General features: G+C 36.5%; 27 protein-coding genes and 1 other annotated feature. Of the genes, 17 read left to right on the top strand and 10 right to left on the bottom strand.

What is annotated here, in order from left to right; translation table 11 throughout:
* Positions 1-549: 549 nt before the first annotated feature.
* Complete coding sequence (locus KI369_RS14725) at positions 550-1,041, bottom strand: YajQ family cyclic di-GMP-binding protein (RefSeq protein WP_001040146.1); 492 nt, start codon at positions 1,039-1,041, stop codon at positions 550-552.
* 359 nt (positions 1,042-1,400) lie between these two features.
* Between KI369_RS14725 and KI369_RS14720 the strand changes: the two genes are divergently transcribed.
* Complete coding sequence (locus KI369_RS14720) at positions 1,401-2,255, top strand: CvfB family protein (RefSeq protein ID WP_212956461.1); 855 nt, start codon at positions 1,401-1,403, stop codon at positions 2,253-2,255.
* A 52-nt stretch (positions 2,256-2,307) separates the two neighbouring features.
* Here KI369_RS14720 and prsA read toward each other — a convergent pair whose 3' ends face one another.
* Positions 2,308-3,165, bottom strand: a complete 858-nt coding sequence (gene prsA / locus KI369_RS14715) for a peptidylprolyl isomerase PrsA (RefSeq protein ID WP_212956460.1) — start codon at positions 3,163-3,165, stop codon at positions 2,308-2,310.
* A 130-nt stretch (positions 3,166-3,295) separates the two neighbouring features.
* Positions 3,296-3,427 (bottom strand): DUF3941 domain-containing protein, encoded by a 132-nt coding sequence (locus KI369_RS14710; RefSeq protein WP_001120851.1) that lies wholly within the window; start codon positions 3,425-3,427, stop codon positions 3,296-3,298.
* Positions 3,428-3,527: 100 nt separating this feature from the next.
* Here KI369_RS14710 and KI369_RS14705 point away from each other — a divergent pair, with 100 nt between their 5' ends.
* Complete coding sequence (locus KI369_RS14705; RefSeq protein ID WP_212956459.1) at positions 3,528-4,385, top strand: YitT family protein; 858 nt, start codon at positions 3,528-3,530, stop codon at positions 4,383-4,385.
* A 25-nt stretch (positions 4,386-4,410) separates the two neighbouring features.
* On the opposite strand, the gene KI369_RS14700 is transcribed toward KI369_RS14705, so the two are convergent.
* From KI369_RS14700 to KI369_RS14690, 3 genes are all read right to left on the bottom strand, one after another.
* Positions 4,411-4,608 carry a DUF3813 domain-containing protein gene (locus KI369_RS14700; protein ID WP_000527393.1) on the bottom strand — a complete coding sequence of 66 codons (198 nt, stop codon included), beginning with the start codon at positions 4,606-4,608 and terminating at the stop codon, positions 4,411-4,413.
* Positions 4,609-4,749 carry a hypothetical protein gene (locus tag KI369_RS14695; RefSeq protein ID WP_000516816.1) on the bottom strand — a complete coding sequence of 47 codons (141 nt, stop codon included), beginning with the start codon at positions 4,747-4,749 and terminating at the stop codon, positions 4,609-4,611.
* Positions 4,750-4,854: 105 nt separating this feature from the next.
* Positions 4,855-5,664, bottom strand: a complete 810-nt coding sequence (locus KI369_RS14690) for a Cof-type HAD-IIB family hydrolase (protein WP_212956458.1) — start codon at positions 5,662-5,664, stop codon at positions 4,855-4,857.
* A 493-nt stretch (positions 5,665-6,157) separates the two neighbouring features.
* On the opposite strand from KI369_RS14690, the gene KI369_RS14685 reads away from it, so the two are divergent.
* From KI369_RS14685 to KI369_RS14675, 3 genes are all read left to right on the top strand, one after another.
* Positions 6,158-6,337 (top strand): YjzC family protein, encoded by a 180-nt coding sequence (locus KI369_RS14685; RefSeq protein WP_212956457.1) that lies wholly within the window; start codon positions 6,158-6,160, stop codon positions 6,335-6,337.
* A 200-nt stretch (positions 6,338-6,537) separates the two neighbouring features.
* On the top strand, positions 6,538-9,138 hold the full coding sequence (clpB, locus tag KI369_RS14680) for an ATP-dependent chaperone ClpB (RefSeq protein WP_212956456.1): 2,601 nt from the start codon (positions 6,538-6,540) through the stop codon (positions 9,136-9,138).
* Positions 9,139-9,320: 182 nt separating this feature from the next.
* Positions 9,321-10,037, top strand: a complete 717-nt coding sequence (locus KI369_RS14675) for a hypothetical protein (protein WP_212956455.1) — start codon at positions 9,321-9,323, stop codon at positions 10,035-10,037.
* A 10-nt stretch (positions 10,038-10,047) separates the two neighbouring features.
* Here KI369_RS14675 and KI369_RS14670 read toward each other — a convergent pair whose 3' ends face one another.
* Together KI369_RS14670 and KI369_RS14665 are read right to left on the bottom strand one after the other, a co-directional pair.
* Positions 10,048-10,356, bottom strand: a complete 309-nt coding sequence (locus tag KI369_RS14670) for a hypothetical protein (protein WP_212956454.1) — start codon at positions 10,354-10,356, stop codon at positions 10,048-10,050.
* A 148-nt stretch (positions 10,357-10,504) separates the two neighbouring features.
* Positions 10,505-10,687 (bottom strand): YjzD family protein, encoded by a 183-nt coding sequence (locus KI369_RS14665; RefSeq protein WP_001211112.1) that lies wholly within the window; start codon positions 10,685-10,687, stop codon positions 10,505-10,507.
* Positions 10,688-10,843: 156 nt separating this feature from the next.
* On the opposite strand from KI369_RS14665, the gene KI369_RS14660 reads away from it, so the two are divergent.
* The 7 genes from KI369_RS14660 to KI369_RS14630 all read left to right on the top strand — a co-directional run bounded on the left by KI369_RS14660 (position 10,844) and on the right by KI369_RS14630 (position 16,930).
* Positions 10,844-11,578 carry a lipase family protein gene (locus tag KI369_RS14660; RefSeq protein ID WP_147807464.1) on the top strand — a complete coding sequence of 245 codons (735 nt, stop codon included), beginning with the start codon at positions 10,844-10,846 and terminating at the stop codon, positions 11,576-11,578.
* Positions 11,579-11,607: 29 nt separating this feature from the next.
* Complete coding sequence (locus tag KI369_RS14655; protein ID WP_212956453.1) at positions 11,608-12,480, top strand: NAD-dependent epimerase/dehydratase family protein; 873 nt, start codon at positions 11,608-11,610, stop codon at positions 12,478-12,480.
* A gap of 53 nt (positions 12,481-12,533) precedes the next feature.
* A complete protein-coding gene (locus KI369_RS14650) occupies positions 12,534-12,710 on the top strand; it encodes a ComZ family protein (protein ID WP_009879752.1) in 177 nt (58 codons plus the stop codon).
* A gap of 233 nt (positions 12,711-12,943) precedes the next feature.
* Positions 12,944-13,876: a beta-ketoacyl-ACP synthase III gene (gene fabH, locus KI369_RS14645; RefSeq protein ID WP_212956452.1), complete on the top strand. Its 933-nt coding sequence runs from the start codon at positions 12,944-12,946 to the stop codon at positions 13,874-13,876.
* A gap of 30 nt (positions 13,877-13,906) precedes the next feature.
* The gene (gene fabF / locus KI369_RS14640; RefSeq protein WP_212956451.1) at positions 13,907-15,145 is read left to right on the top strand and encodes a beta-ketoacyl-ACP synthase II; all 1,239 of its coding nucleotides are present in this window, start codon (positions 13,907-13,909) and stop codon (positions 15,143-15,145) included.
* Between the two features lie 106 nt (positions 15,146-15,251).
* Positions 15,252-16,040: a DUF2268 domain-containing putative Zn-dependent protease gene (locus KI369_RS14635; protein ID WP_212956450.1), complete on the top strand. Its 789-nt coding sequence runs from the start codon at positions 15,252-15,254 to the stop codon at positions 16,038-16,040.
* Between the two features lie 143 nt (positions 16,041-16,183).
* Complete coding sequence (locus KI369_RS14630; protein ID WP_071721621.1) at positions 16,184-16,930, top strand: YjbA family protein; 747 nt, start codon at positions 16,184-16,186, stop codon at positions 16,928-16,930.
* A gap of 157 nt (positions 16,931-17,087) precedes the next feature.
* Here the strand turns inward: KI369_RS14630 and trpS are convergent, their stop codons facing one another.
* Both trpS and KI369_RS14620 read right to left on the bottom strand, forming a co-directional pair.
* Positions 17,088-18,077 carry a tryptophan--tRNA ligase gene (gene trpS, locus KI369_RS14625; protein WP_212956449.1) on the bottom strand — a complete coding sequence of 330 codons (990 nt, stop codon included), beginning with the start codon at positions 18,075-18,077 and terminating at the stop codon, positions 17,088-17,090.
* Positions 18,078-18,152: 75 nt separating this feature from the next.
* Positions 18,153-18,369: a binding site (T-box leader), on the bottom strand.
* Positions 18,370-18,473: 104 nt separating this feature from the next.
* The gene (locus KI369_RS14620) at positions 18,474-18,854 is read right to left on the bottom strand and encodes a DUF3899 domain-containing protein (RefSeq protein ID WP_212956448.1); all 381 of its coding nucleotides are present in this window, start codon (positions 18,852-18,854) and stop codon (positions 18,474-18,476) included.
* 319 nt (positions 18,855-19,173) lie between these two features.
* On the opposite strand from KI369_RS14620, the gene KI369_RS14615 reads away from it, so the two are divergent.
* From KI369_RS14615 to KI369_RS14595, 5 genes are all read left to right on the top strand, one after another.
* A complete protein-coding gene (locus KI369_RS14615) occupies positions 19,174-20,829 on the top strand; it encodes a peptide ABC transporter substrate-binding protein (RefSeq protein WP_212956447.1) in 1,656 nt (551 codons plus the stop codon).
* A gap of 126 nt (positions 20,830-20,955) precedes the next feature.
* Positions 20,956-21,885, top strand: a complete 930-nt coding sequence (gene opp3b / locus KI369_RS14610; protein WP_000534165.1) for an oligopeptide ABC transporter permease — start codon at positions 20,956-20,958, stop codon at positions 21,883-21,885.
* Positions 21,882-22,898, top strand: a complete 1,017-nt coding sequence (gene opp3C / locus KI369_RS14605; RefSeq protein WP_212956446.1) for an oligopeptide ABC transporter permease — start codon at positions 21,882-21,884, stop codon at positions 22,896-22,898. Before opp3b ends, opp3C begins: the two co-directional genes overlap by 4 nt.
* Positions 22,899-22,916: 18 nt before the next feature.
* Positions 22,917-23,960, top strand: a complete 1,044-nt coding sequence (locus KI369_RS14600; RefSeq protein ID WP_000854346.1) for an ABC transporter ATP-binding protein — start codon at positions 22,917-22,919, stop codon at positions 23,958-23,960.
* Positions 23,953-24,888 (top strand): ABC transporter ATP-binding protein, encoded by a 936-nt coding sequence (locus KI369_RS14595; protein ID WP_212956445.1) that lies wholly within the window; start codon positions 23,953-23,955, stop codon positions 24,886-24,888. The genes KI369_RS14600 and KI369_RS14595 overlap by 8 nt, the downstream gene beginning before the upstream one ends.
* Positions 24,889-24,899: the final 11 nt, after the last annotated feature.

The following is a 24,899-nucleotide window of genomic DNA, read 5'->3' as shown; positions in this document are numbered from 1 at the left end:
AAATTAAGATGGTTCAAGTAAGAGGAATACAACTTAAAGTGTTTTTTTGTTTTTTTTTTTTTTTTTTTTTGAGCTTTATCATCAACTATTTAGTGTTTCTTTAAATTAGTACATAACGTAGTTTTTTTGTACCAAGCTTTGTGAATGCAATTAGATTTATCCTTTAGTGTAGTTATATTATTAGAACATCCTGCGATATTTAGACAGAATGTAGTTAATAAAAAACATAGTATTAATTTCTTCAAATAACCACTTCTAACTCTTTTAAATTAACATTTTTTCATAAAATAAATTCCTTACTAATTTTACATTACATGAAAGGGTGGAAAATATTCTTATACTCATAATTTGTTACATTTGAGTGGGGGAGGGAGGTTTTTGCGTCGATTATTAAAAGGACTTGCTTTAGGCATAAAAATATATATCTAATGTATAAAAGTAAATCTACAATAATTCAATCCCTATTTTAACTATCTGATAACCTGTAAGCTTAGACCTTGCCCTACCGCTAAAAAGAAAAACATCCTCTGTGCAGAGGATGTTTTCTTTTTAGCGGTAGTTAATAAATTGTACGTCAATCGGTAAGTCGGCACTGCGAACTGCTGCGATAACTGCTTGTAAGTCATCACGGCTTTTCGCTGTAACACGTACTTGGTCATCTTGTACTTGTGTTTTTACTTTTAATTTCATTTCTTTAATGATGTTGTTAATTTTTTTCGCGTTATCTTTATCGATACCTTGTTGAAGCGTTGCACGTTGGCGAACAGTGTTACCAGTTGCAGCTTCAACTTTTCCGTAATCCAAGTTTTTAATTGGAACGTTACGTTTTACAAGTTTAGAAATTAGAACGTCTTTTACTTGGTCTAATTTGAACTCATCGTCAGAAGTTAAAACTAGAACTTCTTTTTCTAATTTAATATCACTTTTACTTCCTTTAAAGTCATATCGGTTTTGGATTTCCTTTAATGCGATGTTAATTGCGTTTGTTACTTCAGGTAATTCTACTTTCGAAACGATGTCAAAAGAACTATCTTTTGCCATAGTTAGCACCTCCAAATAAATTTCTAATCTTTTTATGTACTGTACATACTAAAGTATAGCTGAAAACGAGCTTAGACTTAAGTGTTTTCATACTTATAATCATGTAACCTCATTTTATTATAGTGAATTTTGGGCAGTTGGACAAATAAAGGGGAAATCGTGTTATAATTAACTTTTGTTTGGAATGATAAAAAAGATAATTTTATCCCGCATTAATGGGCATTCAGTTAGAGCAAAGAAATTAAGTGGGAGATCCACTGCCGTAAACGCCCGATTGGTGAGGGTTGACAATCAGTGGGAAGGAACAAAACCCCCACTGATTAAAGTTTCACTTTATATAGAGAAGGGAATTAAAAAATATGTATTTACAATTAGGAGCGATTGAACAGGTAACTGTTTTACGCGAAACGGAAATCGGATATATGGTTGGGAATGAAGAAGAAGAAATTTTCCTACATAAAAACGAATTAGTTGGAGAAATTGAAGAAGGCGATACGATTGATGTATTCTTATACCTTGATCATCAAAATCGTGTTTCAGCAACAATGAAGGAGCCACTTATTACAACTTTTGATTGGAACTGGGTAAAAGTTGTAGAAGTTATTCCTAGTTTAGGTGTGTTTGTTGATATTGGTGTGTCAAAAGATATACTAATCCCAGCTGATGAGTTCCCGATTTATATGCCAGTATGGCCAGAAGTTGGAGACGAATTATATTGTACGTTAAAATTAACGAATCGTGATCGCCTTATCGCTCTTCCGGCAAGAGACAGTGATATGCAAGAGATTATCGTAGATGCGACGCCATCTATGCGTAATAAAAACGTAAATGGACGTGTGTATCGTTCGCTTCAAGTTGGTTCATTCATACTAACTGATGAGCATTTCCGTGCTTTCTTACACCATACGGAAAGAAAAGAACAAGTCCGCATCGGTGAACGTGTAACGGGCCGTATTATTGACGTAAAAGATGACGGTACAATTAACATTTCACTTCTTCCTCGTAAAGAAGAAGGAATGGAAGATGATGCTGCTGTTATTTACGCATATATGGAAGAACGAGGCGGAGCAATGCCGTTTTGGGATAAGAGCCACCCAGAAGACATTAAAGAGCGCTTCAACATGAGTAAAGCTGCATTTAAGCGCGCGCTTGGTAAAATGATGAAAGAAGAGAAGATTTACCAAGAAGAAGGTTGGACGTATTTTAAGAAGTAAATGAAATAAAAAGCACCGCCTTATTTTGTCATAAAAAATAAGGCGGTGCTTTTTAATTTCCTTGCTCATGCGCAAGAGTAAACGTATCTTCCAAGTCACTATCGTTTATTTTAATATTTGCTTTTTTTAATTCGTCTTGTAATAGTTTTTTGCTGAATATAGGGTCAGCGATACGTTCTTCTTCTAAGTGTTTGCGAATAGAGTCTTTCACTTCATCATAGGGCTTTAAATCTTTTTTATCAGTTAATTTAATAATATGATAACCGTTTGGTGATTTAACGGGATTGCTAATTTGTCCGACTTTTAGTTTATAAGCAGCTGTTTCAAATTCAGGCACCATTCTGCCTGAATTGAAGTATCCAAGGTCTCCGCCTTTTTCTTTTGATAGTAGATCTTGTGATTCTTGTTTTGCTAATTCTTCAAATGAAGCACCAGCATCTAATTTTTTCTTTATTTCTTTCGCTTCGTTTTCATCGCTTACTAAAATATGACTCGCTTTAATTTCAGGTTTATAGTGGTCTTTCACGTCTTTTTCTGTAATGCTTTTCTTAATCGCTTCATTCATAGCAAGTTTAAATTTAATTTGATTTTTGAAATCAGCTTCATCTTTTAAACCATTGTTTTTCAATACGTTTTTAAATTGGTCTCCGTATTGATTTTTCGCTTTTTCTACTTCTTTATCTACATCATCGTCAGATACTTTATATTTTTTCGTGATAACGTCTTGTGCCATCATTTCGTATAGCATGTCTTTTCCGTAACGATCTTTCAACTGCTTTTCGAAGTCGCTTTTCGTAATGGTTGAGTCTGTTGCTGTAGCGACTGTAGCTGAGTTATTTTTTTGTCCGCAAGCAGCTAGCATTAATATACTTATTAGTGCAGTAATAATGAAAATGTGTTTCCCTCTCATGCCAACACCTCATCCGAATATGTTATCGCTATTGTAGAATATAGAAGTGAACATGAAGTGAATTTTTAATGTTTTTTCCCTGTAAAATGTAAAAAAAGTACATCAACAATACTGTTGATGTACGATAGAATCAAAGGTGATCGGTCTTTTTAGAATAGGCACGCTTACCTTGCTGAATATTTTTTTGTTCTTGTTCATTTTTTTGCGTACGCTTTGCATTATTATCGCGTGCTTTTTTGTCGTTATCACTCGTATGTGGCATATGTATCAACTCCATTTCTAAACGTTGTACGTTTATCATTTCCTTTTTCGTAAAGACTATGTATAGCGGTGCATTCATGAATAATAAAGGTGGATTAGAAATGGATTTGAAGTTGAATTATACCGAACTTATAAAGAAGTTAATCGTTGTAATCGTCGCAGGTTTGTTAAACGCGATTGGAATGAATTTATTTTTAACGCCAGCGAAAGTGTACGCGAGTGGCTTTGCTGGGTTGTCTCAATTGTTATCGCAAATATTAGGTGACTTTTTATCTATTCACATATCAACGGGGGTCTTATTTAGTCTGTTTAATATTCCTGTCGTTATTTTAGCATGGAAAAAGGTTGGAAAGGCTTTTACTTTCTTTAGTTTTCTTTGTGTTATATTTATGACTTTGTTTCTAGAAATTATCCCGGTTAGGGCAGTCTCGAACGACATCATATTGAATGCGATTTTTGGTGGTATTATTTCAGCAATTGGGGTAGGGATTGCGTTAAAGTGGGGGGCTTCTACAGGTGGTTTAGATATTATCGCCATGATTTTATCAAAGATGAAAGACAAGCCGGTCGGTACGTATTTTTTCTTCTTTAATGCACTTATCATTATCGCTGCTGGCTATGTGTATGGATGGGAAAAAGCATTATATACTTTGGTAACTTTGTATGTTTCAACGCGAATTATCGATGCGATTCATACGCGTCATGTGAAAATTACAGCATTAATCGTTACGAAGAATGGGGCAGATGTACGAAAGGCGATTCATTCACGCCTAGTGAGGGGGATTACAACTATCCCAGCAACAGGTGCTTATACAAATGAAAATAAAGAAATGTTAATGATTGTTATTACTCGTTATGAACTATATGAATTAGAGAGGGTTATTAAACAAGTGGACCCAGGTGCATTTACAAATGTACTGCAAACGGTCGGAGTGTTTGGGTTATTTCGAAAAGATTAAAGAGGACCAAAGCTGGTCCTCTTTTTTAATGCAAATTCGTAATGTTTTGCAACTGCTCCTGCATTTCACGTAGCTGAACTTTTTCAGCTGTTGAAGAGTTTGCATAAGCAGAGTGCAAAGCGTTTTTTGCTCTATATACGAGATCTTGTTGTTCAGCACCGCTTGAACAAGATACGGCATTTGCAACAGCATCTCTAGCTTGTTGGAATAGTAAGTTCCCCATTTAAACCCCTCCAAAAGAAGAGTTACTTCTCGCTTTTTCTGCCTCAGCTAATGTACCTCTGTACGGGAATCTTGCATCATGCTTCATTACAGCATCGGCTCCTTGTTGGATAAAACGTTTTGATTTGTTCTTTTTACCCATTCGAAAAACCCCCTTTATTTAGCTGAAAACAATCGACGCGCTGACTTTTGCGTCTAATAATAGTATGAGCGTTTGGCGAGAAACTATAAGCAGGGAATTTTTAGATTATAACCCAAGAACCTCTTCTAAATATAGCGCAATACCATCTTCTTCATTCGTTAACGTCGTATGGTTTGCGAGTGATTTTAATTCAGGGATGGCATTTCCCATTGCGATGCCGTGACCAGCAAATTCAATCATTTCAAAGTCGTTATCCTCGTCACCGAAAGCGATAATTCGCTCTTGTGGAATGTTATAATGACTAGAAATTTTTTGTAATCCGACAGCTTTATTTAACCCGCTTTTTACAATTTCAATAATCGGCCAAGGTGCGCCCCATTTTCTATGGTCGATTACTTCAGCGTGCATATCAGTTAAATGTTGACGAATTGCACTGGAATGCTCGTCATGTGCGTCAATTAATAAACAAGTTGGATGATCGTTTAAAATATTTAATAAGTCTCCTGTAAAGATCTTTGGAGAACCGAATTCGAAAATATGTTTTTTATCTTCATCAATTTCACGAACGTACACATCGTCCATTACTTCAGCGTATATATTTTTTACGCCAAACTCAAAACAAGCTCGGACAATTTCTTGTGCTGTTGCTAGCTCAAGAGGAGAGTGATGTGTTCCCCACTTTGAATCAAGAGGATGATGTACGTAAGCGCCGTTAAAGTTTACGATTGGTGTATTTAGACCAAGTTCTTTATAGTAATCAAAACTAGCGCGGAATGGACGTCCTGTTGAAATAACAACAATATGTCCTTGTTCCTTTGCCTTTGCAATTGTATGTTTTGTGCGAGTGGAAATTATTTTGTTGTCTGTTAATAAAGTGCCGTCTAAGTCTAATGCGATTAAATGTTGTTTGTTCATAATTTCACCTCTTATAATAATTTATTTTTATTTCTATCTGTATTTCCGTTTTAATATGCAGAAATAAGAGGTTAAGCTGGGTGAGACCACCAAAGATGGAAACTTCACTATATATCCATCTTACGTCGCAAAGCGATGCGGTGTCTACTATTTCTCGCTGGAAATTAAGAAAAGTCAACGTCTTTTTAGAAAGTTCAAACAATGTTTCTTTCATTATGGACAAATTGTGAAAAGGGTTACATCGCTTGCATGATGAGGCTTATAATGAACATGTAATCTTCTCGTATATGTTTGACTCTCCTTTGAAACTGGCCTATAGTAGGTTGGTTTCTTTTTTTTCTACAAATAGGAAAGAAATCACTTCCTCAGCTTGTGTCATTCATGTATATGTACAAGAACGAAATGTAGTACTTGTTTCCTAAACATGACAGAAAAGCTTTCTTTTAAAATGGATATACTAATGAGGCAAAGACGTCATGGAAGGAGAATGGAAATGGGACAAAATCGTAGGTTTCGTTCTGGACAAAAAGCGCCGAATGATGGCATTTACGTAGAAATTGGTGAAACGGGAAGTATGGTGAAAGATCCGCAGATGGTAAAGCTAACTGCTGGTGACAAGTTTCCAAATAACACGAATCATAATCGCCAGTGGACATATAAAAGAAAACCGTAACAGAAGCCGCAATCATTATTGCGGCTTTTTTGTCGTTGCATATTGTAATTTCATTTACCCCTTCTATAATGAATGTTCCTGTTTTCTTTTTCCAATAATAAGTTTGAAAATACATAAGCAAAATTATTGTATAAAAAAGTCAGTTGGCGTATAATCAAATCAAAGGTCAAAGAAAGTCAAACATTTGGAGGACTGTAAAGATGGACTTAAATCAAATGACAACAAAAACACAAGAGGCGATTATGAGTGCCCAATCTTTAGCGGTATCTCATCATCATCAAGAAGTAGATGCTGTTCATCTCTTGTTTACATTATTAGAAGAGCAAGATGGGTTAGCAGTGCGTATTTTTCAAAAAATGAAAGTCGATATAGAAGCGTTAAAACAAGGCGCTGAAAGTTTAATTAAGAAAAAGCCTTCTGTAACGGGAAGCGGTGCAGAAGCAGGAAAATTATATATAACAGGTGCTCTGCAACAACTACTTGTAAGAGCAGAAAAAGAAGCAGAGAAATTGCAAGATGACTACATTTCAGTTGAACATGTACTACTTGCTTTTTCTGAAGAAAAAGGCGATATAAATCAATTACTTACAAGATTTCATATTACGAAAGATAACTTATTACAGTCTTTAATGACAGTTCGGGGGAATCAAAGAGTGACTAGTCAAAATCCAGAAGCAACTTATGAAGCGTTAGAAAAATATGGCCGTGATTTAGTGGCGGAAGTAAGAGCGGGGAAAATTGACCCTGTTATCGGCCGCGATAGTGAAATTCGCCGCGTAATTCGCATTCTTTCACGTAAAACGAAAAATAACCCAGTTTTAATTGGTGAGCCAGGTGTTGGTAAAACAGCAATCGTTGAAGGATTAGCACAGCGTATTGTGAAAAAGGATGTACCAGAAGGGTTAAAAGATAGAACCATCTTTGCATTAGATATGAGTGCGCTTGTAGCTGGAGCGAAATTCCGTGGTGAGTTTGAAGAGCGCCTGCAAGCTGTATTAAATGAAATTAAAAAGAGTGAAGGCCGCATTTTATTATTCATTGATGAACTTCACACAATCGTCGGCGCTGGTAAAACAGAAGGTGCGATGGACGCAGGAAATATGTTGAAACCGATGCTTGCGCGTGGTGAACTGCATTGCATTGGGGCAACGACGCTCGATGAATATCGTAAATATATTGAGAAAGATCCAGCGCTAGAAAGACGTTTCCAACAAGTATTAGCAGAAGAACCAACTGTTGAAGATACAATTTCCATTTTACGTGGTTTAAAAGAGCGTTTTGAAATTTATCACGGTGTAAATATTCATGACCGCGCGATTGTAGCAGCATCTGTTTTATCAGATCGATATATTTCGGATCGTTTCTTACCAGATAAGGCAATTGATCTTGTTGACGAAGCGTGTGCAACGATTCGAACAGAGATTGATTCTATGCCAACAGAATTAGATGAAGTAACGCGCCGCATTATGCAGCTGGAAATTGAAGAAGCGGCTCTTGGAAAAGAGAAGGATTTTGGTAGCCAAGAACGCCTCAAAACGTTGCAACGTGAATTATCGGATTTAAAAGAAGTTGCAAGTGGTATGAGAGCGAAATGGGAGAAAGAAAAAGAAGATATTCACAAAGTTCGTGACTTACGTGAACATTTAGAGCGTCTGCGCCGTGAATTAGAAGAAGCAGAAGGGAATTACGATTTAAATAAAGCAGCGGAACTTCGCCATGGGAAAATTCCTGCAATTGAAAAAGAGTTAAAAGAAGCAGAAGAAATGGGCGCGCATAATAAACAAGAAAATCGTTTATTACGTGAGGAAGTAAGTGAAGAAGAGATTGCTGATATTGTTTCACGCTGGACTGGTATTCCTGTCGTAAAACTCGTTGAAGGGGAACGCGAGAAATTACTACGCTTAGAGCAAATTTTATCAGAGCGTGTCATCGGACAAGAGGAAGCGGTAAGCTTAGTATCAGACGCAGTTCTTCGTGCACGCGCTGGTATTAAAGACCCGAACCGTCCAATTGGTTCCTTCATCTTCTTAGGACCGACTGGTGTTGGTAAAACAGAACTTGCAAAAACGTTAGCGCAGTCTTTATTCGATAGTGAAGAGCAAATGATTCGTATCGATATGTCTGAGTATATGGAGAAACACGCTGTGTCACGCTTAATTGGTGCGCCTCCTGGATATGTTGGATATGAAGAGGGCGGTCAATTAACAGAAGCAGTAAGACGTAAACCGTATTCCGTTATTTTATTAGACGAAATCGAAAAAGCGCATCCAGAAGTATTCAATATTTTATTACAAATGTTAGATGACGGACGCATTACAGATTCGCAAGGACGTACAGTAGACTTTAAAAACACAGTTATTATTATGACATCAAATATTGGATCTGCTCATTTATTAGATGGATTAGAAGAAGATGGCTCCATTAAAGAAGAATCAAGAGAACTTGTCATGGGGCAATTAAGAGGACATTTCCGACCAGAGTTTTTAAACCGCGTCGACGAAATTATTTTATTCAAACCTCTTACAACGAATGAAATTAAAGGTATTGTTGATAAAATTGTAAAAGAATTACAAGGTCGTTTAGCTGACCGTCATATTACAGTACAATTAACAGACGCAGCGAAAGAATTTGTTGTAGAAGCTGGATTTGATCCGATGTACGGAGCTCGTCCACTAAAACGATATGTACAGCGTCAAGTTGAGACGAAATTAGCGAGAGAATTAATTGCAGGAACGATTACTGATAACAGTCACGTAGTTGTTGATGTAGAAAATAGCGAATTAGTCGTGCGTGTGAAATGAAAATAGGCTGTGGAGGAGGTTTTCTCCATAGCCTATTTTTGCGTCAGGACATCTAAGTTAATACATCATATTAATTAATATAATGTATTTTAAAATTACCTTAAAAGAAAGTTTATTCATTTTTTTACAAAAATTATCATGTATAATCACCTTTGTAAAGAAAAAACAAAGGAGTTAAAAAAATGAAAAGAATTTTATTTTTTATCTGTACTGTATTTTTAGTTTTTAACATTCTAACACCTTTCGCCAGCGCTCATACGGAAGAAGGAGTTGTAAAGAATGAATTAGCACATGAATTTGTGGGAGAGAACTCTTTAGAATTTGAAACGAAATTATTAGAAGTTGATAAGAAGCTTGAAGAGTATATTGATAAAATTCCATATACAGAAGAGGAATTCGAGGGTTTATCTGAGTTTGAACAAGATAGATTTATTAAAGAGTACTTCAGTACAGATGAGTATATGGCGATTCAACAAGAATATCAAAATGAGCTTTCTAATCCGCTAAATCCTGAGGTACAATATGCTTTACCTTTAGTGGTTCCAATTGCGATGATTGTTGGGCGTGAAGCACTAAAATTAGTAGCTAAAAAAGGTGTAAGTTTTGCTAAATCTTATTTAAAACCGCATATTCAAAAGCTTGGTAAGAATTATGATGTTGCATGGGATGTAAAGGGTAGAAATCATGAATTGAATAGTTTAGTTGTTGTATTTCAAAAAGCGAATGGAAAAAGGATTGGTAGGGTCTTTGCTGTAGATCATGGGCCGATCCCATTGAAACCAGGTTCAAAGCAATCAATTTGGCACTTTCATATAGCTCCGGATACTGGTATGCATAGAACATTAAAAGAGTTTATTCCTAGTGGTCATAAACCGGATACAAGAACAGTTGCATATTAAAAAAGCACTCTTAAGTGCTTTTTTTATTGTTTATAGACTCTGGTGCAACTTCATTATCGTTTTTAGTGTAGTAATTTTCATCGTGGTAGGGCAAAGCTAAGTGCTCCAATGTTTTTTCATCTTCTAGACAAATAATTTTCAATTCGTATCCTTCAAAATCGGTTGGATAGAAAACATCTTCACTTTGATTTTCAGTTAATGCTACATCAATCATATCCCTTAATTGTTCTAGTCCTTTTTTGTTACCAATAATTATAGCTTGATCATGCCACATTTGTTGGCCGTAAATATTGCAAATCTTATAATCTTTGAAATTCATAACATTACCCCTTTATATTTGGATATAGTCTTTTTTAATAAGTGAATAGTGCTTTTTGTCCTTATATTAGTTATTTAACCGTTAAAGGATGATAAAGGATTTTTTATCCGTGTTAAAAAAGAGTTCGGATAAAATCCGGACTCTTTTTTTAGTGTTGTTCTACTGGCTCGTTTGGAATTGCAGCTGAAATTGCTAGTACTAATACCGCAAGAACAACTGAGAAAATAGACGCTTGGTTAAAATCGTATGTACCGCCAGTCATAGAGCCGATTACGTAGCTCATCATATGTACAAGCGCGAACGACCAAATTAATGCCCAAATGAAACGCATATTTTACACCTCTATTCGTTCAATCTGTCCTTATTGTAACACAATTGAAAAAAGAATATAGAAAAATATTTGTAGATTTTTCAACGCAAATTTGCATTCCGTTCATACATTATAAAAGAGTACTTTTATACGTTTAGAAAATAAGGCGGGGGAAAAATGAGTATTACGGAACGTTTTTTTTATTTAGAAAAAGAACCATGTGTTATTTATTTACCGGAGAAGCCAAATGGATTTTCTGTCATGCTTCTTGGTGATTACAACTACTTTATTGAGAATGGTACAAGTTTATGGACACAGCATGCAGGTAGATCTTATTTTTTACATGGCCTTATTGAGAAAGGCTACACGGTCTTTTCTTCTAATTTATACGGAAGACATTGGGGAAACGACCAATCTGTTCGTCTAGCAAAACGCTTATATGACGTTGTTTTGAGAAAAGAGACATTAAATGCGAAAATGCACATTATGGCAGATGGTATGGGGGCACTTGTAGCGCTTGAAATGATGAACAAATACCCTGAATGTATACGCTCTGTCATTATGTTAAATCCGTGCTTAGATTTACCAGAATATGTGGAGTTTGAGAAAGAGCATAAATTTTTTTACAAAAGACTCGTGAAGGAATTAAGTTTAGCGTATGACTCCAAAGAAGAAGAATTAGAATCCAAAATAAATAAGAAATCATTTACGCTCCTTCCATCTTGTGTACCTGTTAAAGTTTTCGTATCAACACAAGAAAAAAGAGGAAGAAAACAGTTGTTACGTAAATACGAGAAAATGAGACAGTTCAATCAATGTGATACTTCAGTCTTATTCCATCTGCAAGATGTGAAATATAAAATGGTTAGGCAAACGACTGATTTCTTTAAAAAATATGAAGAAGAATTGTGAGGCTCCCATATACATAAATGAGGAGCTATTTGTTTCAAGGAGAAAGGGTTGGTGGTATGGAGCGCGTGCTAATTATAGGTGCACTTACGTTTGTAGGTTATCACCTTGTGAATAAAATGATTGCAGAGGAAGTAGAAGTGTATGGTCTTGATTTTGATGAATTCGATAATATGACAAAAATTAATGAAGAGAAGTTATTGTTAATTGGGCGAAATGCGTTATTTACGTATTATTCGATAAGAGATGAAGATGGATGGAAATCAGTAGAAGCAGAGAAGTTCGATACGGTTTACTTTTGCCTGTATGAGCCAAATCAACAAAGTGGCTTTCGGAATGAACGGGTCATATTACAGTATTTAAAGCGGATTATAAGATTGTGTGCAGAACATAAAGTGAAGTTAAATCTAATTTCTTCTATTGAAGCAGGAAACGCAGATGAATCCGAAAATAAACGTTTATTTTCGAAAGTGGAAGAAGGATTGAAAAAAGGAGAGGTGCAGTATAGTGTATTTCGAGTTCCTACATTATATGGGCCGTGGCAACCATCTTTTATGATGTATCACCAGCTCATTTTATCGGAATTGGGTGAGAAAGAGTGCCATTATGCCAGTGAGGAAAACGGAAGGGATCTACTGTATGTGGAAGATGTATGTGAATACTTATGGGAAAATCGAATGAACGAGGGGCATCTCGGTATATACAATTTACTTAGTGGCAAAAAATCATTATGGAAAAAAGGTATGAACCTTTTACGTGCAGAGGATAAAGTAAATAAAGAGAATGAGGAAGAAAGAGATGAAGCTGTAGAGGTGATTTCGATAAAAAGAAATACTCCGTTAGAATACGGTTTAAATAAACAATTGGCACATATGAAAAAATATAAAGAGTTATACGAAGGGTAACGAGCGTGTTACACTATGTATGTGAAAGTTTTAATGGAGAGGAAGAACGTAATATGAATGAGAAAAGCATGCAATTTTTACAAATCGCAATGAAGCATTTACCAGAAGCAAAGGCCATTTTAGATGATAATGGAATTGCGCTTGATATGGAGAAAGCACAACCAGTATTAGAGTTATTGATGAAAGTTATGAACGAAGCATATGAGCTTGGGAAAGCAGATCAAGAATAAAAAGCATTTTTTTAGATGGAAAAGAGGCTCGAACCGTGGATAGAAGCGGTTCGGGCCTTTTTATATTTCGAAAGAAACAGGGAAAGGTATGTTTCTGTTTCTTTTCATAAACAATAAGGTGAATAATGTGCTCGCTTTATGTTTTAGCTGAAATATATTCTAGACAAAAATACATTTATGTTTTAAAATTAGTACCAAGTCATAATAATTGATATAAAACGGAGGGCTGCGATGTGAACGTGGGCATTTTAGGGATCGGAAGATATGTGCCGGAAAAAGTAGTCACAAATCACGATTTAGAGAAAATAATGGATACATCAGATGAGTGGATTCGTACGAGAACAGGGATTGCGGAAAGACGCATTGCCGATGATACAATAGATACTTCATATATGGCCGTAGAGGCTTCTAAAAAAGCGCTTGAAGATGCAGGGATTAGTGGAGAGGATATCGATCTTATTTTAGTAGCGACAGTAACGCCAGATCGTGCTTTCCCAGCAGTTGCTTGTGTCATTCAAGAAGCAATTGGCGCAAAACATGCAGCTGCAATGGATTTAAGTGCAGCATGTGCTGGTTTTATGTACGGAATGATTACAGCGCAGCAATTTATTCAAACGGGAACTTATAAAAATGTATTAGTAGTGGGTAGTGATAAACTATCTAAAATTGTAGACTGGAATGATCGAAATACAGCGGTACTATTTGGAGACGGAGCAGGTGCTATCGTAATGGGAGCTGTTTCAGAAGGGAAAGGCGTTCTATCTTTCGAATTAGGAGCAGACGGAAGTGGCGGTAAGCATCTTTATCAAGACGAGTATGTTATGATGAATGGCAGAGAAGTCTTTAAATTTGCTGTTCGTCAACTTGGAGATTCTTGTCTTCGTGTTTTAGATAAAGCTGGTTTTACGAAAGAAGATGTAGATTTCTTAGTACCGCATCAAGCGAATATTCGTATTATGGAATCTGCAAGAGAAAGATTAAATTTACCACAAGAAAAAATGAGTATGACAATTGAGAAGTTCGGTAATACATCAGCTTCTTCAATTCCAATTGCAATGGTAGAGGAATTGCAAAACGGACGTATTCAAGATGGTGATTTAATTATACTTGTTGGTTTTGGCGGTGGATTAACATGGGGAGCAGTCGCTCTTCGTTGGGGTAAATAAGGACTGAGAGAAAAAAGGAGTGTATTTTGTATGGAAAAAAAGAGGGTCGTAATTACAGGACTAGGAGCTGTTACACCGATCGGTACAGATGTTGAAACAGCGTGGGAAAACATTAAAAAGGGCGTATCTGGAATCGGACGACTTACAAGAATTGATCCGGAACTATTTCCAGCAAAAGTAGCAGCAGAAATTAACGACTTTGAAGTCGAGAAATATATTGATAAAAAAGAAGCGCGCCGTATGGATCGCTTTACACAATATGCAGTAGCAGCAGCGAAAATGGCAGTTGCGGATGCAAAGCTTGAAATTACAGAAGAAAACGGACCTCGAATTGGCGTTTGGATTGGTTCTGGTATTGGCGGTATGGAAACATACGAAGAACAATTTAAGATTTTTACTGAGAAAGGCCCGCGCCGCGTGAGTCCATTCTTCGTACCGATGATGATTCCAGATATGGCAGCAGGTCAAGTATCGATTGCAACAGGGGCAAAAGGAATTAACACTTGTTCAGTAACAGCTTGTGCATCTGGTGCAAACTCGATTGGTGATGCATTTAAAGCGATTCAGCGCGGTGATGCGGATGCAATGATTACAGGCGGAGCAGAGGCGCCATTAACAAGTATGGCATTCGCAGGATTTAGCTCAGCGAAAGCATTAACATTCAATGAAGATCCAGCAACTGCTTGTCGTCCATTCGATAAAAACCGTAGCGGTTTCGTAATGGGTGAAGGCTCAGGTATTGTAATTCTTGAAGAATTAGAGCACGCATTAGCTCGTGGTGCTCACATTTACGCGGAAATCGCTGGTTACGGTGCAACTGGTGATGCGTTCCATATTACAATGCCAGCTCCTGGCGGTGAAGGCGGCGTGCGTGCAATGCGTCAAGCTTTAGCAGATGCAGGTCTACAGCCAGAAGATATTGATTACATTAATGCGCACGGTACAAGTACGGATGCGAATGAAAAGTATGAAACGATGGCAATTAAAGAAACGTTCGGTGAGCACGCGTATAAAGTAGCGATTAGCTCAACGAAATCAATGACAGGTCACTTATTAGGAGCAGCCGGTGCTGTTGAAGCGATCTTCTCGATTAAATCAATTACAGACGGAGTAATTCCTCCAACAATTAACTATGAAACACCAGATCCAGAATGTGACTTAGATTACGTACCGAATAATGCGAGACATCAAGAAGTAAACGCCGTGTTAAGTAATTCACTAGGATTCGGTGGTCATAACGCAGTATTAGTATTTAAATCGTATAAATAATAGATGAAGTAAGGAGTTTTTTCGTAGCATATTGCGAAAAAACTCCTTATTTATTTTTACGCCTTTTTCTCCTTTTGCATATACATAAGAAAAAGGAGGGATAAAGATGGGGATTGTTGAAACAGCCGAGTGGTTACATCTATATTATGGACGACCAGAAAAGCTGTGTGAGAAGTTTACGAAGTATATCCCGCTGCCAAAAGAAAGATTGTATCGCTTTTTAATTTCTAAAGGTATGTATCGCCCGGTTATGCGAGGAGAAAAAGAAATTAAAGAGTTAGAAAAAAAGGAAGTTTGGAAAGAATTACGTACGGAGTATGAGAAGTTGAAAACTTGGTTAAAAGGTCCGGATGTCCCTGTCTTTATTTTATTATCAGATTCCTATAATCGCACTGTACAAGAGGAGTATAACGGCAGGGCTGGATTATCTATGCGTCACGTTATTTTCTTATTCGTATGCGGGCGGAATTCGGTGGAAGAGTTAAAAGTGTTATTGGCGCATGAATATCATCATATATGCAGGTTACATCAAATTGAGACGAAAGAAACAGAGTATACATTACTTGATACGATGATTATGGAAGGGCTAGCTGAGCAAGCAGTAACGGAAAGATATTCAGAAAAAAACAATGCACCGTGGACGACGTATCTTTCAAAAGAAGAGGCTATTTATTATTGGAAAAACGTTGTACATGAAAGAATAAGTATAAAGCGAGGAACAAGGGAGCACGACATCTTATTAAATGGATTTCACTCTTATCCGAAGATGCTTGGCTATGCGCTTGGATTTCATATTGTTAAAGAAAGTGTAACTTTGCAAGGAGAAGATACACTTTCTTTATTACCTATAGATGCGAAAGAAATATTGAATAAAGCCAATACATTTCATATATAAAAAAACAGGAGCTTTAGTTCCTGTTTTTTTAGTATTAATAGAAGAAAAAATAATAATTAGAATATATTTCCTTAGGTGGAATAAAGTTAAGAAAAATTGAACATAATGATTGATACAAACAGTAGTGAAGTGAGGGGTAGTGAATGTTATATCTACATGATGTATGGGTAAATTGGTTTGAAGGTGAAGAGAATGGGTATAACGTTTGTCATTTTTACGAATGGCGAAAAGATGATACGATTGAGCTATTAGATCAAGTGCCATTATTAAAAGTAGATTCCACATTATATCATTACATCGAGGACGAATTGTTAGAGCTTCCGCAAAAATTGTTGGAAGACGTACATCATAAGGCTTATATTCGTAAAAATCATGAACGTTTGCAGCAAGAGTATTGCTTTGTAGTTACAGATGGAAAAGGAATTATTGCGATCGACACAATTGGTTACAATGTACCGATTCGAAAAAGTAGACTTATACCGCGCCAAGAGCAGATGGTATATGAGATGGTAGAAAATGTACAAGCAGAAAAGTATGAGTTCCAAGTAGAAGAAATGGAAAAAGAACATCATATTTTATCGCCATCACCTTTCATTATGAATGGCTTAACTCGTAAAGAAAGACAGCTTAAACAATTATTGTTTATGGCGTTAGATCAATTACATACAACGAAAAATACAGCAGAAATTCGCTATTGGTTCACAGAGTGGGATCCATCAGCATATGGAATGGTTCAACATATGGAATTTGAAGATATTTGGGCTAAGCTGTATGATGAAGCGAAAACAGGTTGGTCTGAGAAGCACGAACAATTATGCGAGCGTCTCGTAAAAGGACAGCCATTTTTTGAAAAGTTATGGGAAATGGAAAATGAGCAGAAGGTAAATTAAAAAAACCGCCGATTGGCGGTTTTTTTAATTTGTTCTAACTTAGCTCCAGCGGCAAGAATGTTCGGTGGCTTCGCGCCTTCCTGCGAGGCAAAAAGCACCTCTACGTCAGGAGCTCCATCCCCCTCACATTCTAAGCAAGCCGCCTCCGCTTTATAAGTTACCTACGTTTTCTACTTAACCCCATTGCGTTTTCTACTTTGCGTAGTTGTTTGAATGCAACGCGGTTTGCTTTTTCGGCACCTTTGTCTAGAATTTCGTCTAGTTCTGGTGAGTTGATTAGTTCGTTATATTTGTCTTGGATTGGACGAATTGCTTCTACGACTACTTGTGCTAGGTCGCCTTTGAAGTCTCCGTATCCTTTTCCTTCGTACATTGCTTCGATTTCTTCTACTGTTTTTCCTGAGAATGAAGAGTAGATTGTTAATAAGTTAGAGATTCCAGGTTTGTTTTCTTTATCAAATTTCACGATACCTTCAGAGTCAGTTACAGCACTCTTAATTTTCTTTTCAATTGTTTTTGGTTCATCAAGCATACTGATCATTGATTTTGGATTCGGATCAGATTTACTCATTTTCTTCGTAGGCTCTGTTAATGACATAACGCGAGCTCCTACTTTTGGAATGCGAATTTCAGGAACAGTGAACACTTCACGGAAGCGTTTGTTGAAACGCTCTGCTAGGTCACGAGTTAATTCCATATGTTGTTTTTGATCATCACCAACAGGCACGATTTCAGTGTTGTAAAGTAAAATATCAGCAGCCATTAATGGTGGGTAAGTTAGTAATCCAGCTGGAACTGAATCTCTACCTGATGCTTTATCTTTATATTGCGTCATACGCTCTAATTCTCCAACGTAAGTAACGGATTGCATAATCCATCCTAGTTGAGCGTGTGCTGGTACTTCTGACTGTACAAATAAAGTAGCTTTTTCAGGGTCGATACCGCATGCTACATAAAGTGCAGCAAGACTGCGGATGTTTTTACGAAGTTGTACGGGATCTTGAGGTACTGTAATCGCATGTTGATTTACAATACAGAAATAACAGTCGTGTTCGTTCTGAAGCTCTGTAAATTGCTTCATAGCTCCTAAATAGTTTCCGAGTGTAATCGTTCCACTCGGCTGAATACCAGAAAAGATAACTGACATAAGTAATTCCTCCTAAAGTTGAATGCGTGATAGGGGAGAGAGGGCAAACAAAAAAGCCCATTCATCCCAAAAAACTATAGGGACGAATGGACCGCGGTACCACCCTAATTATTTCACTACTGTGAAATCTCTCTAATCCATAATAACGTTTGGATATAACGCCAAAGCCTACTACTTTCGGTTCGGTTTGGTGCTCAAAAGCCCATTCCATACTGCACAATTACTTGTTCACACCAGCCACAAGCTCTCTGAAATTGCCTCAATATGTACTCTTCTTTATCATCGCATACATATAAATTTATTTATTGTTACCTGAGCTCTTTAATATGAAAGAACTAAAGTTTTATAACAAAATGTTTTGCTGATTATTATATCATATGGGATAGTGTTTGCAAACTACATCAAAATAGTAAAGCTAATGAGGGTCGAGAACAACCCAAGAACGATACCTGTAATACAAATTGGATACGTCCATTTGAATGAATATGTTTTATAAATACGTTCTTTCTTATCGACAGGTTCCTCTACCTCTTCAATTAAAGACTCAATTTTTTTGTTCGTACCAAACACTCTTTGGAAGGCGTAAATTGTTACGTTAAAAAATCCATTTTGAAATATGAATAAAAACCCACCTATAAGAATAAAAAATAGTGCGATATAAAACGAGATGTTGACAAAATTCAACAAAAATTGCGATGAAACGAGGAATGCGCCAATACTGGAAGCGATTACCGCTATGAAAATTAGTATACAAGTATGAAAAAAAACTTTATTCAAAATGTTCCCCTCCGTCAAAATATTACTAGAATTATTATACTATAAAAGCTATAATATGTACTAGAATTAATTTTTTGAAAATTATACGCAATTAAAGGTCTGATTTCAAGATGATGGTAGCAATGTTAACGTATCCCTTTACAAAAAATATAAAAAATAAACATTTTATTAAAAATTTTAACAAAAAAACAAAAAACTATATTCACAATTGTTATATTATATGTATAATGAAAATTGTAGAAACTTGGAGATTATTCTTTCAATTCTACTTTTTTACAAGTGAGGGTACAGGAAGTGCAATTAGGGGAGGCAACACAACATGAAGAAAAAGATACCGTTATTACTTGCATCGACTTTAACTGCAAGTATGTTGCTTGGTGCGTGTAGCTATCAGAAAGATGACGCAAAAGCAAAAGGGAAAGAAAACGCTACGAGTAGTAGTAACGGAAAGCAGATTCTTAATTTAACAGAGTTATCTGAAATTCCGTCAATGGATGCATCATTAGCATCTGACTCTGCATCTTCTACAGCATTAAATAATACGATGGAAGGTTTATATCGTATCGGCAAAGATCAAAAGAGAGTGCCTGGAATTGCTGAAGATGTTCAGAAGCTAGACGATGGAAAGAAATACATATTTAAATTAAGAAAAGATGCGAAGTGGTCGAATGGGGAACCTGTAACAGCAAAAGACTTTGTGTATTCCTGGAAAAGAGCAGTAAATCCAGATACAAAAGCGACGTATTCGTACATTATGTTCGATATTAAAAATGCAGAGAAAATTCATAAAAAAGAATTACCTGCTGACCAATTAGGTGTAAAAGCGATTGATGACTATACATTAGAAGTGGAATTAGACAATCCCGTTCCTTACTTTGTTGATTTAACGGTTTATCCAGTATTTTACCCGCTCAATGAGGACTTTGTAAAAGCACAAGGTGATAAGTTTGGGTTAGAGGCAAATACAACATTATATAATGGGCCATTTGTTATGAGTGATTGGAAACATGAGCAAAGCTTCCAGTTTAAGAAGAACCCATCATATTGGGATAATAAAACGGTTAAAATCGAAGAAATTAACTTTAATATTGTTAAAAATACGTCAACTGATGTAAATTTATATGAGACAAGCTCAATTGATCGTGCGGCTCTATCTTCAGAATTTGTTGATAAGTTTAGACAAAGCCCAGAATTCCACACAAGAAAAGAAGCCGGGGTTGCTTACCTAAGATTTAATCAAAGTAATCAATACTTAAGCAATAAAAACTTAAGAAAAGCAATTTCAATGTCCTTTGACCGTGATAACATTGCGAAGGTTATTTTAAATAATGGTGCAATTGGAGCTTATGGATTTGTTGGAAAAGATTTCGCTGAAGGTCCGAATAAAAAAGATTTCCGAGCTGAAAATGGGAATTTAGTTGAAACAAATCCAAAAGAAGCGAAAAAATTGTGGGAAACAGCGAAGAAAGAGCTTGGCACTGATAAAATCGAACTAGAATTCTTAAACTTCGATAATGAAGATGCGAAAAAAGTTGGTGAATTCTTAAAAGGTGAGATGGAAAAGAACTTACCAGGTTTATCTATTAAAATTAAACAGCAGCCATTCGCACAAAAAAATAAATTAGAAGATTCTCAGCAATATGATATTGCGTTTGGTATTTGGGGACCAGATTTCCCAGATCCAATCTCATATTTAGATATGTTTGTTACAAATGGTTCTCAAAATAAAACAGGCTATTCTAATCAGAAATATGATGAGTTAATTCTAAAAGCTAAAACAGATACAAAAGATTTACAGGCACGCTGGGACAACCTATTAGAAGTAGAGAAGATGTTAATTAAAGAGGATGCAGTTATCACTCCAATCTTCCAAAAAGGTTCAGCGTATGTAGTAAAAGGTGCTGTGAAAGATATTATCCCAATTAACTATGGTGGTAAATTAACTTACAAATGGGCATCTGTTGAACAAAAATAATCTTTTTTCCATCGTTTACTAGGGTATATGCCTATGATGGGCATATGCTCTTATTTTAAAAAAATAAAAGTAAGAATATTTTAAACTATCTTATTGCTTTTGAGAAAAACGGGGAGGTGCTTGACTATGGGACGTTATGTATTAAAACGTTTCGTGTACATGGCTTTGACATTATTTTTAATTACTACACTGACTTTCTTTTTGATGAAATTACTTCCGGGTTCTCCGCTTAAAAACCAGGAGAAACTATCACCGGCACAAAAAGAAATCATTCTTGAAAAATATGGTTTAAATGATCCAGTACCAGTTCAATATGCACGTTACTTAGGTAACTTAGCAAAAGGTGATTTAGGGGTATCATTCCAATATGATAACCGTCCAGTAACAGATATGATTGTGGATCGTATTGGACCATCAGCACAACTTGGTTTACAAGCGATTATATTAGGAACATTTATCGGTTTAATTTTAGGAATCGTTGCGGCACTTCGTAACAATACGTGGGTCGATTATGGAGCGACAATTATTTCCGTACTCGGGATGTCAGTACCATCGTTCGTATTCGCCGCATTACTACAATATTTCGTAGGGGTAAAACTCGGGTGGTTCCCAGTAGCATTCTGGAAAGGACCAGAGTTTACGGTAATGCCTACAATCGCTTTATCGATGGCAGTTATCGCGACAATCGCTCGTTTCGCTCGTGCAGAGTTAATTGAAGTTATGCAAGCTGACTACATTTTAACAGCGAAAGCGAAAGGAATTAGCCAAGGTGTTATCATTATTAAACACGCACTTCGTAACGCGTTAATTCCAGTTGTAACAATTTTAGGACCAATGGTTGCAGGATTAATTACAGGTACATTAGTTATTGAGCAAATCTATGCTGTACCAGGACTAGGGGAACAGTTCGTTAAATCTATTACAGTGAATGACTATACAGTTATTATGGGAACTACAATTTTCTATAGTGCAATCTTCATCTTAGTTATTTTCATTGTTGATATTTTATACGGAATTATTGATCCTCGAATTCGTTTAGCGGGAGGGAAAAAATGATGAAAGATGTACAAAAATTATCTCCAGATTTATTTCAACAAGCCAATCAAAATAATGTGGATAATGAAGTCATTGCCCGTCCAAGCTTAACGTTTTGGCAAGATGTAAGAAGACGTTTGTTCCAACATAAAGGAGCAATGTTCGGTTTAGTTTTATTAACAATTATTATATTACTAGCAATTTTAGGACCGATGGTAAGTAAACACTCGTATAAAGAACAAGATTTAGGACGTGCGAAATTACCACCGAAAATTCCAGTTATTGAAAATGTTCATTGGTTACCATTTGACGGTACAGATCAATATGGTGTTGACCAATATGAAAAACGTGATATTAAAGAGTATTTCTGGTTTGGTACAGATGATCTTGGCCGCGATTTATGGACAAGAACATGGGAAGGTACGCGTGTATCATTATATATCGCTCTTTTAGCAGCAGCAATTGACTTAGTAATTGGGGTTGCATATGGAGGTATTTCAGCGTTTTATGGCGGTAGAGTAGATAACATTATGCAACGTATTATGGAGATTATTAACGGTATTCCATACTTAATCATCGTTATTTTAATGGTAATCATTATGGGATCTGGTATATGGTCAATTACACTCGCAATGGCAATTACAGGTTGGATAGGGATGTCGCGTATCGTTCGTGGACAAATCCTAAAATTAAAAAATCAAGAATACGTATTAGCATCTCGTACATTAGGTGCAACAAATACACAATTAATTGTAAAACACTTAATCCCGAACGTAATGGGACCAATTATCGTAATGACAATGTTTACAATCCCAACAGCGGTGTTTGGTGAGGCGTTCTTAAGCTTCATCGGTTTAGGTATTCAGCCACCATTCGCATCACTTGGTTCTCTTGTAAATGACGGTTATAAATCAATCCAAACGTATCCGCATATGATGTTCATCCCTGCGGTTGTTATCAGTATATTAATCTTAGCGTTTAACTTAATGGCAGACGGATTACGCGACGCGTTAGATCCAAAAATGCGTAAGTAAAAGAGGGGAGAGGCAAAGATGAAAACATTGTTAGAGGTAAAAGATTTACAAGTCTCCTTTGATACACATGCAGGTGAAGTACAAGCTGTCCGCGGCGTTACTTTTGATTTGAAAAAAGGAGAAACATTAGCGATTGTAGGAGAATCTGGTTCTGGGAAATCAGTTACTTCTAAAGCGTTAATGGGATTAATTCCGAATCCTCCTGGACGCATTAAAAATGGTGAAATCGTATTTGAAGGTCGTGACTTAACGAAATTAACAGAAAAAGAAATGCAACAAGTACGTGGTAAAGATATCGCGATGATTTTCCAAGATCCAATGACATCATTAAACCCAACGATGACAATTGGAAATCAAATTATGGAAGGTCTTATTAAACACCAAGGGATGAGTAAAGCAGATGCACGTAAAGTTGCTTTAGAATTAATCGACCTTGTAGGTATTCCAAATCCAGAAGCTCGCTTAAAACAATATCCGCACCAATTCTCTGGTGGTATGAGACAGCGTGTAGTTATTGCGATGGCGTTAGCTTGTAACCCAAAATTATTGATTGCCGATGAGCCGACAACAGCGCTAGACGTTACAATTCAGGCGCAAATTTTAGAGCTTATGAAGGACATTCAGCAAAAAACAGAAGCAGCAATCATTTTTATTACGCATGACTTAGGTGTAGTAGCAAATGTTGCGGACCGCGTAGCAGTTATGTACGCTGGTAAAGTTGTTGAAATCGGAACTGTAGATGAAATTTTCTATAATCCAAAACATCCGTATACTTGGGGCTTAATCGCATCTATGCCAAGTTTAGATGGTTCAGAGGAAGAGTTATACGCAATTCCTGGAACGCCTCCAGATTTATTGAAGCCGCCAAAGGGAGATGCTTTTGCGCCACGTAACCCACAGGCACTGAAAATTGACTTTGAAATGGATCCACCTTTATTTAAAGTAAGTGATACACACTATGCGGCAACTTGGTTACTTCATGAGCAAGCTCCAGAAGTAAAACCGCCGGCAGTCGTTGAAAAACGCATTCTTCAAATGAAAGCAGGTGAACAACATGACTAAACAACGTGAGAAATTAATTGAAGTAAAAAATGTAAAGCAGCACTTCGACGTGAGTGGTGGTGTTGTCAAAGCGGTTAATGATATTTCATTTGATATTTACCGCGGAGAAACATTTGGTCTTGTAGGAGAATCAGGTTGTGGTAAATCAACAACTGGAAGAACGATTATTCGTTTATATGATGCAACTGCTGGTGAAGTATTGTTCGATGGTGAAAATGTACATGGTAAAAAATCACGCGCAGAGCTGAAGAAATTCAACCGTAAAATGCAAATGATTTTCCAAGATCCATATGCATCATTAAACCCACGTATGACAGTAGGGGATATTATTGCAGAGGGTATTGATATTCACGGGCTAGCAAAAAATAAAAAAGAGCGTATGGATCGTGTTCATGAATTATTAAACACAGTTGGTTTAAATAAAGAGCACGCAAACCGTTTCCCGCATGAATTCTCAGGTGGACAACGTCAACGTATCGGTATCGCTCGTGCACTTGCTGTAGAACCTGAATTTATCATTGCCGATGAGCCAATCTCAGCACTTGACGTATCAATCCAGGCGCAAGTTGTAAACTTACTGAAAAAGTTACAAAAAGAAAAAGGTTTAACATACTTATTCATTGCCCATGATTTATCAATGGTAAAATACATTAGTGACCGCATCGGTGTAATGTACCGTGGTCAAATCGTTGAGCTAACAACAAGTGAAGAGTTATATGCGAATCCAATTCATCCATATACAAAATCACTATTATCAGCAATTCCGCTTCCAGACCCAGATTATGAGCGCAATCGTAAACGTATCGTATACGATCCATCTCAGCATAATTACGGTAGTGAAGCACCAACAATGCGTGAAATTCGCCCAGGACATTTCGTACTATGTTCTGAAGCGGAGTATAAGAAATATAAAGAGATTTATCAATAATAAAAAAGGCC

It is taken from the genome of Bacillus sanguinis (genome assembly GCF_018332475.1).
Lineage (GTDB): Bacteria > Bacillota > Bacilli > Bacillales > Bacillaceae_G > Bacillus_A > Bacillus_A sanguinis.
Note: the sequence above shows the minus strand (reverse complement) of the source record. Positions and strands in the feature narration are given on the sequence as shown.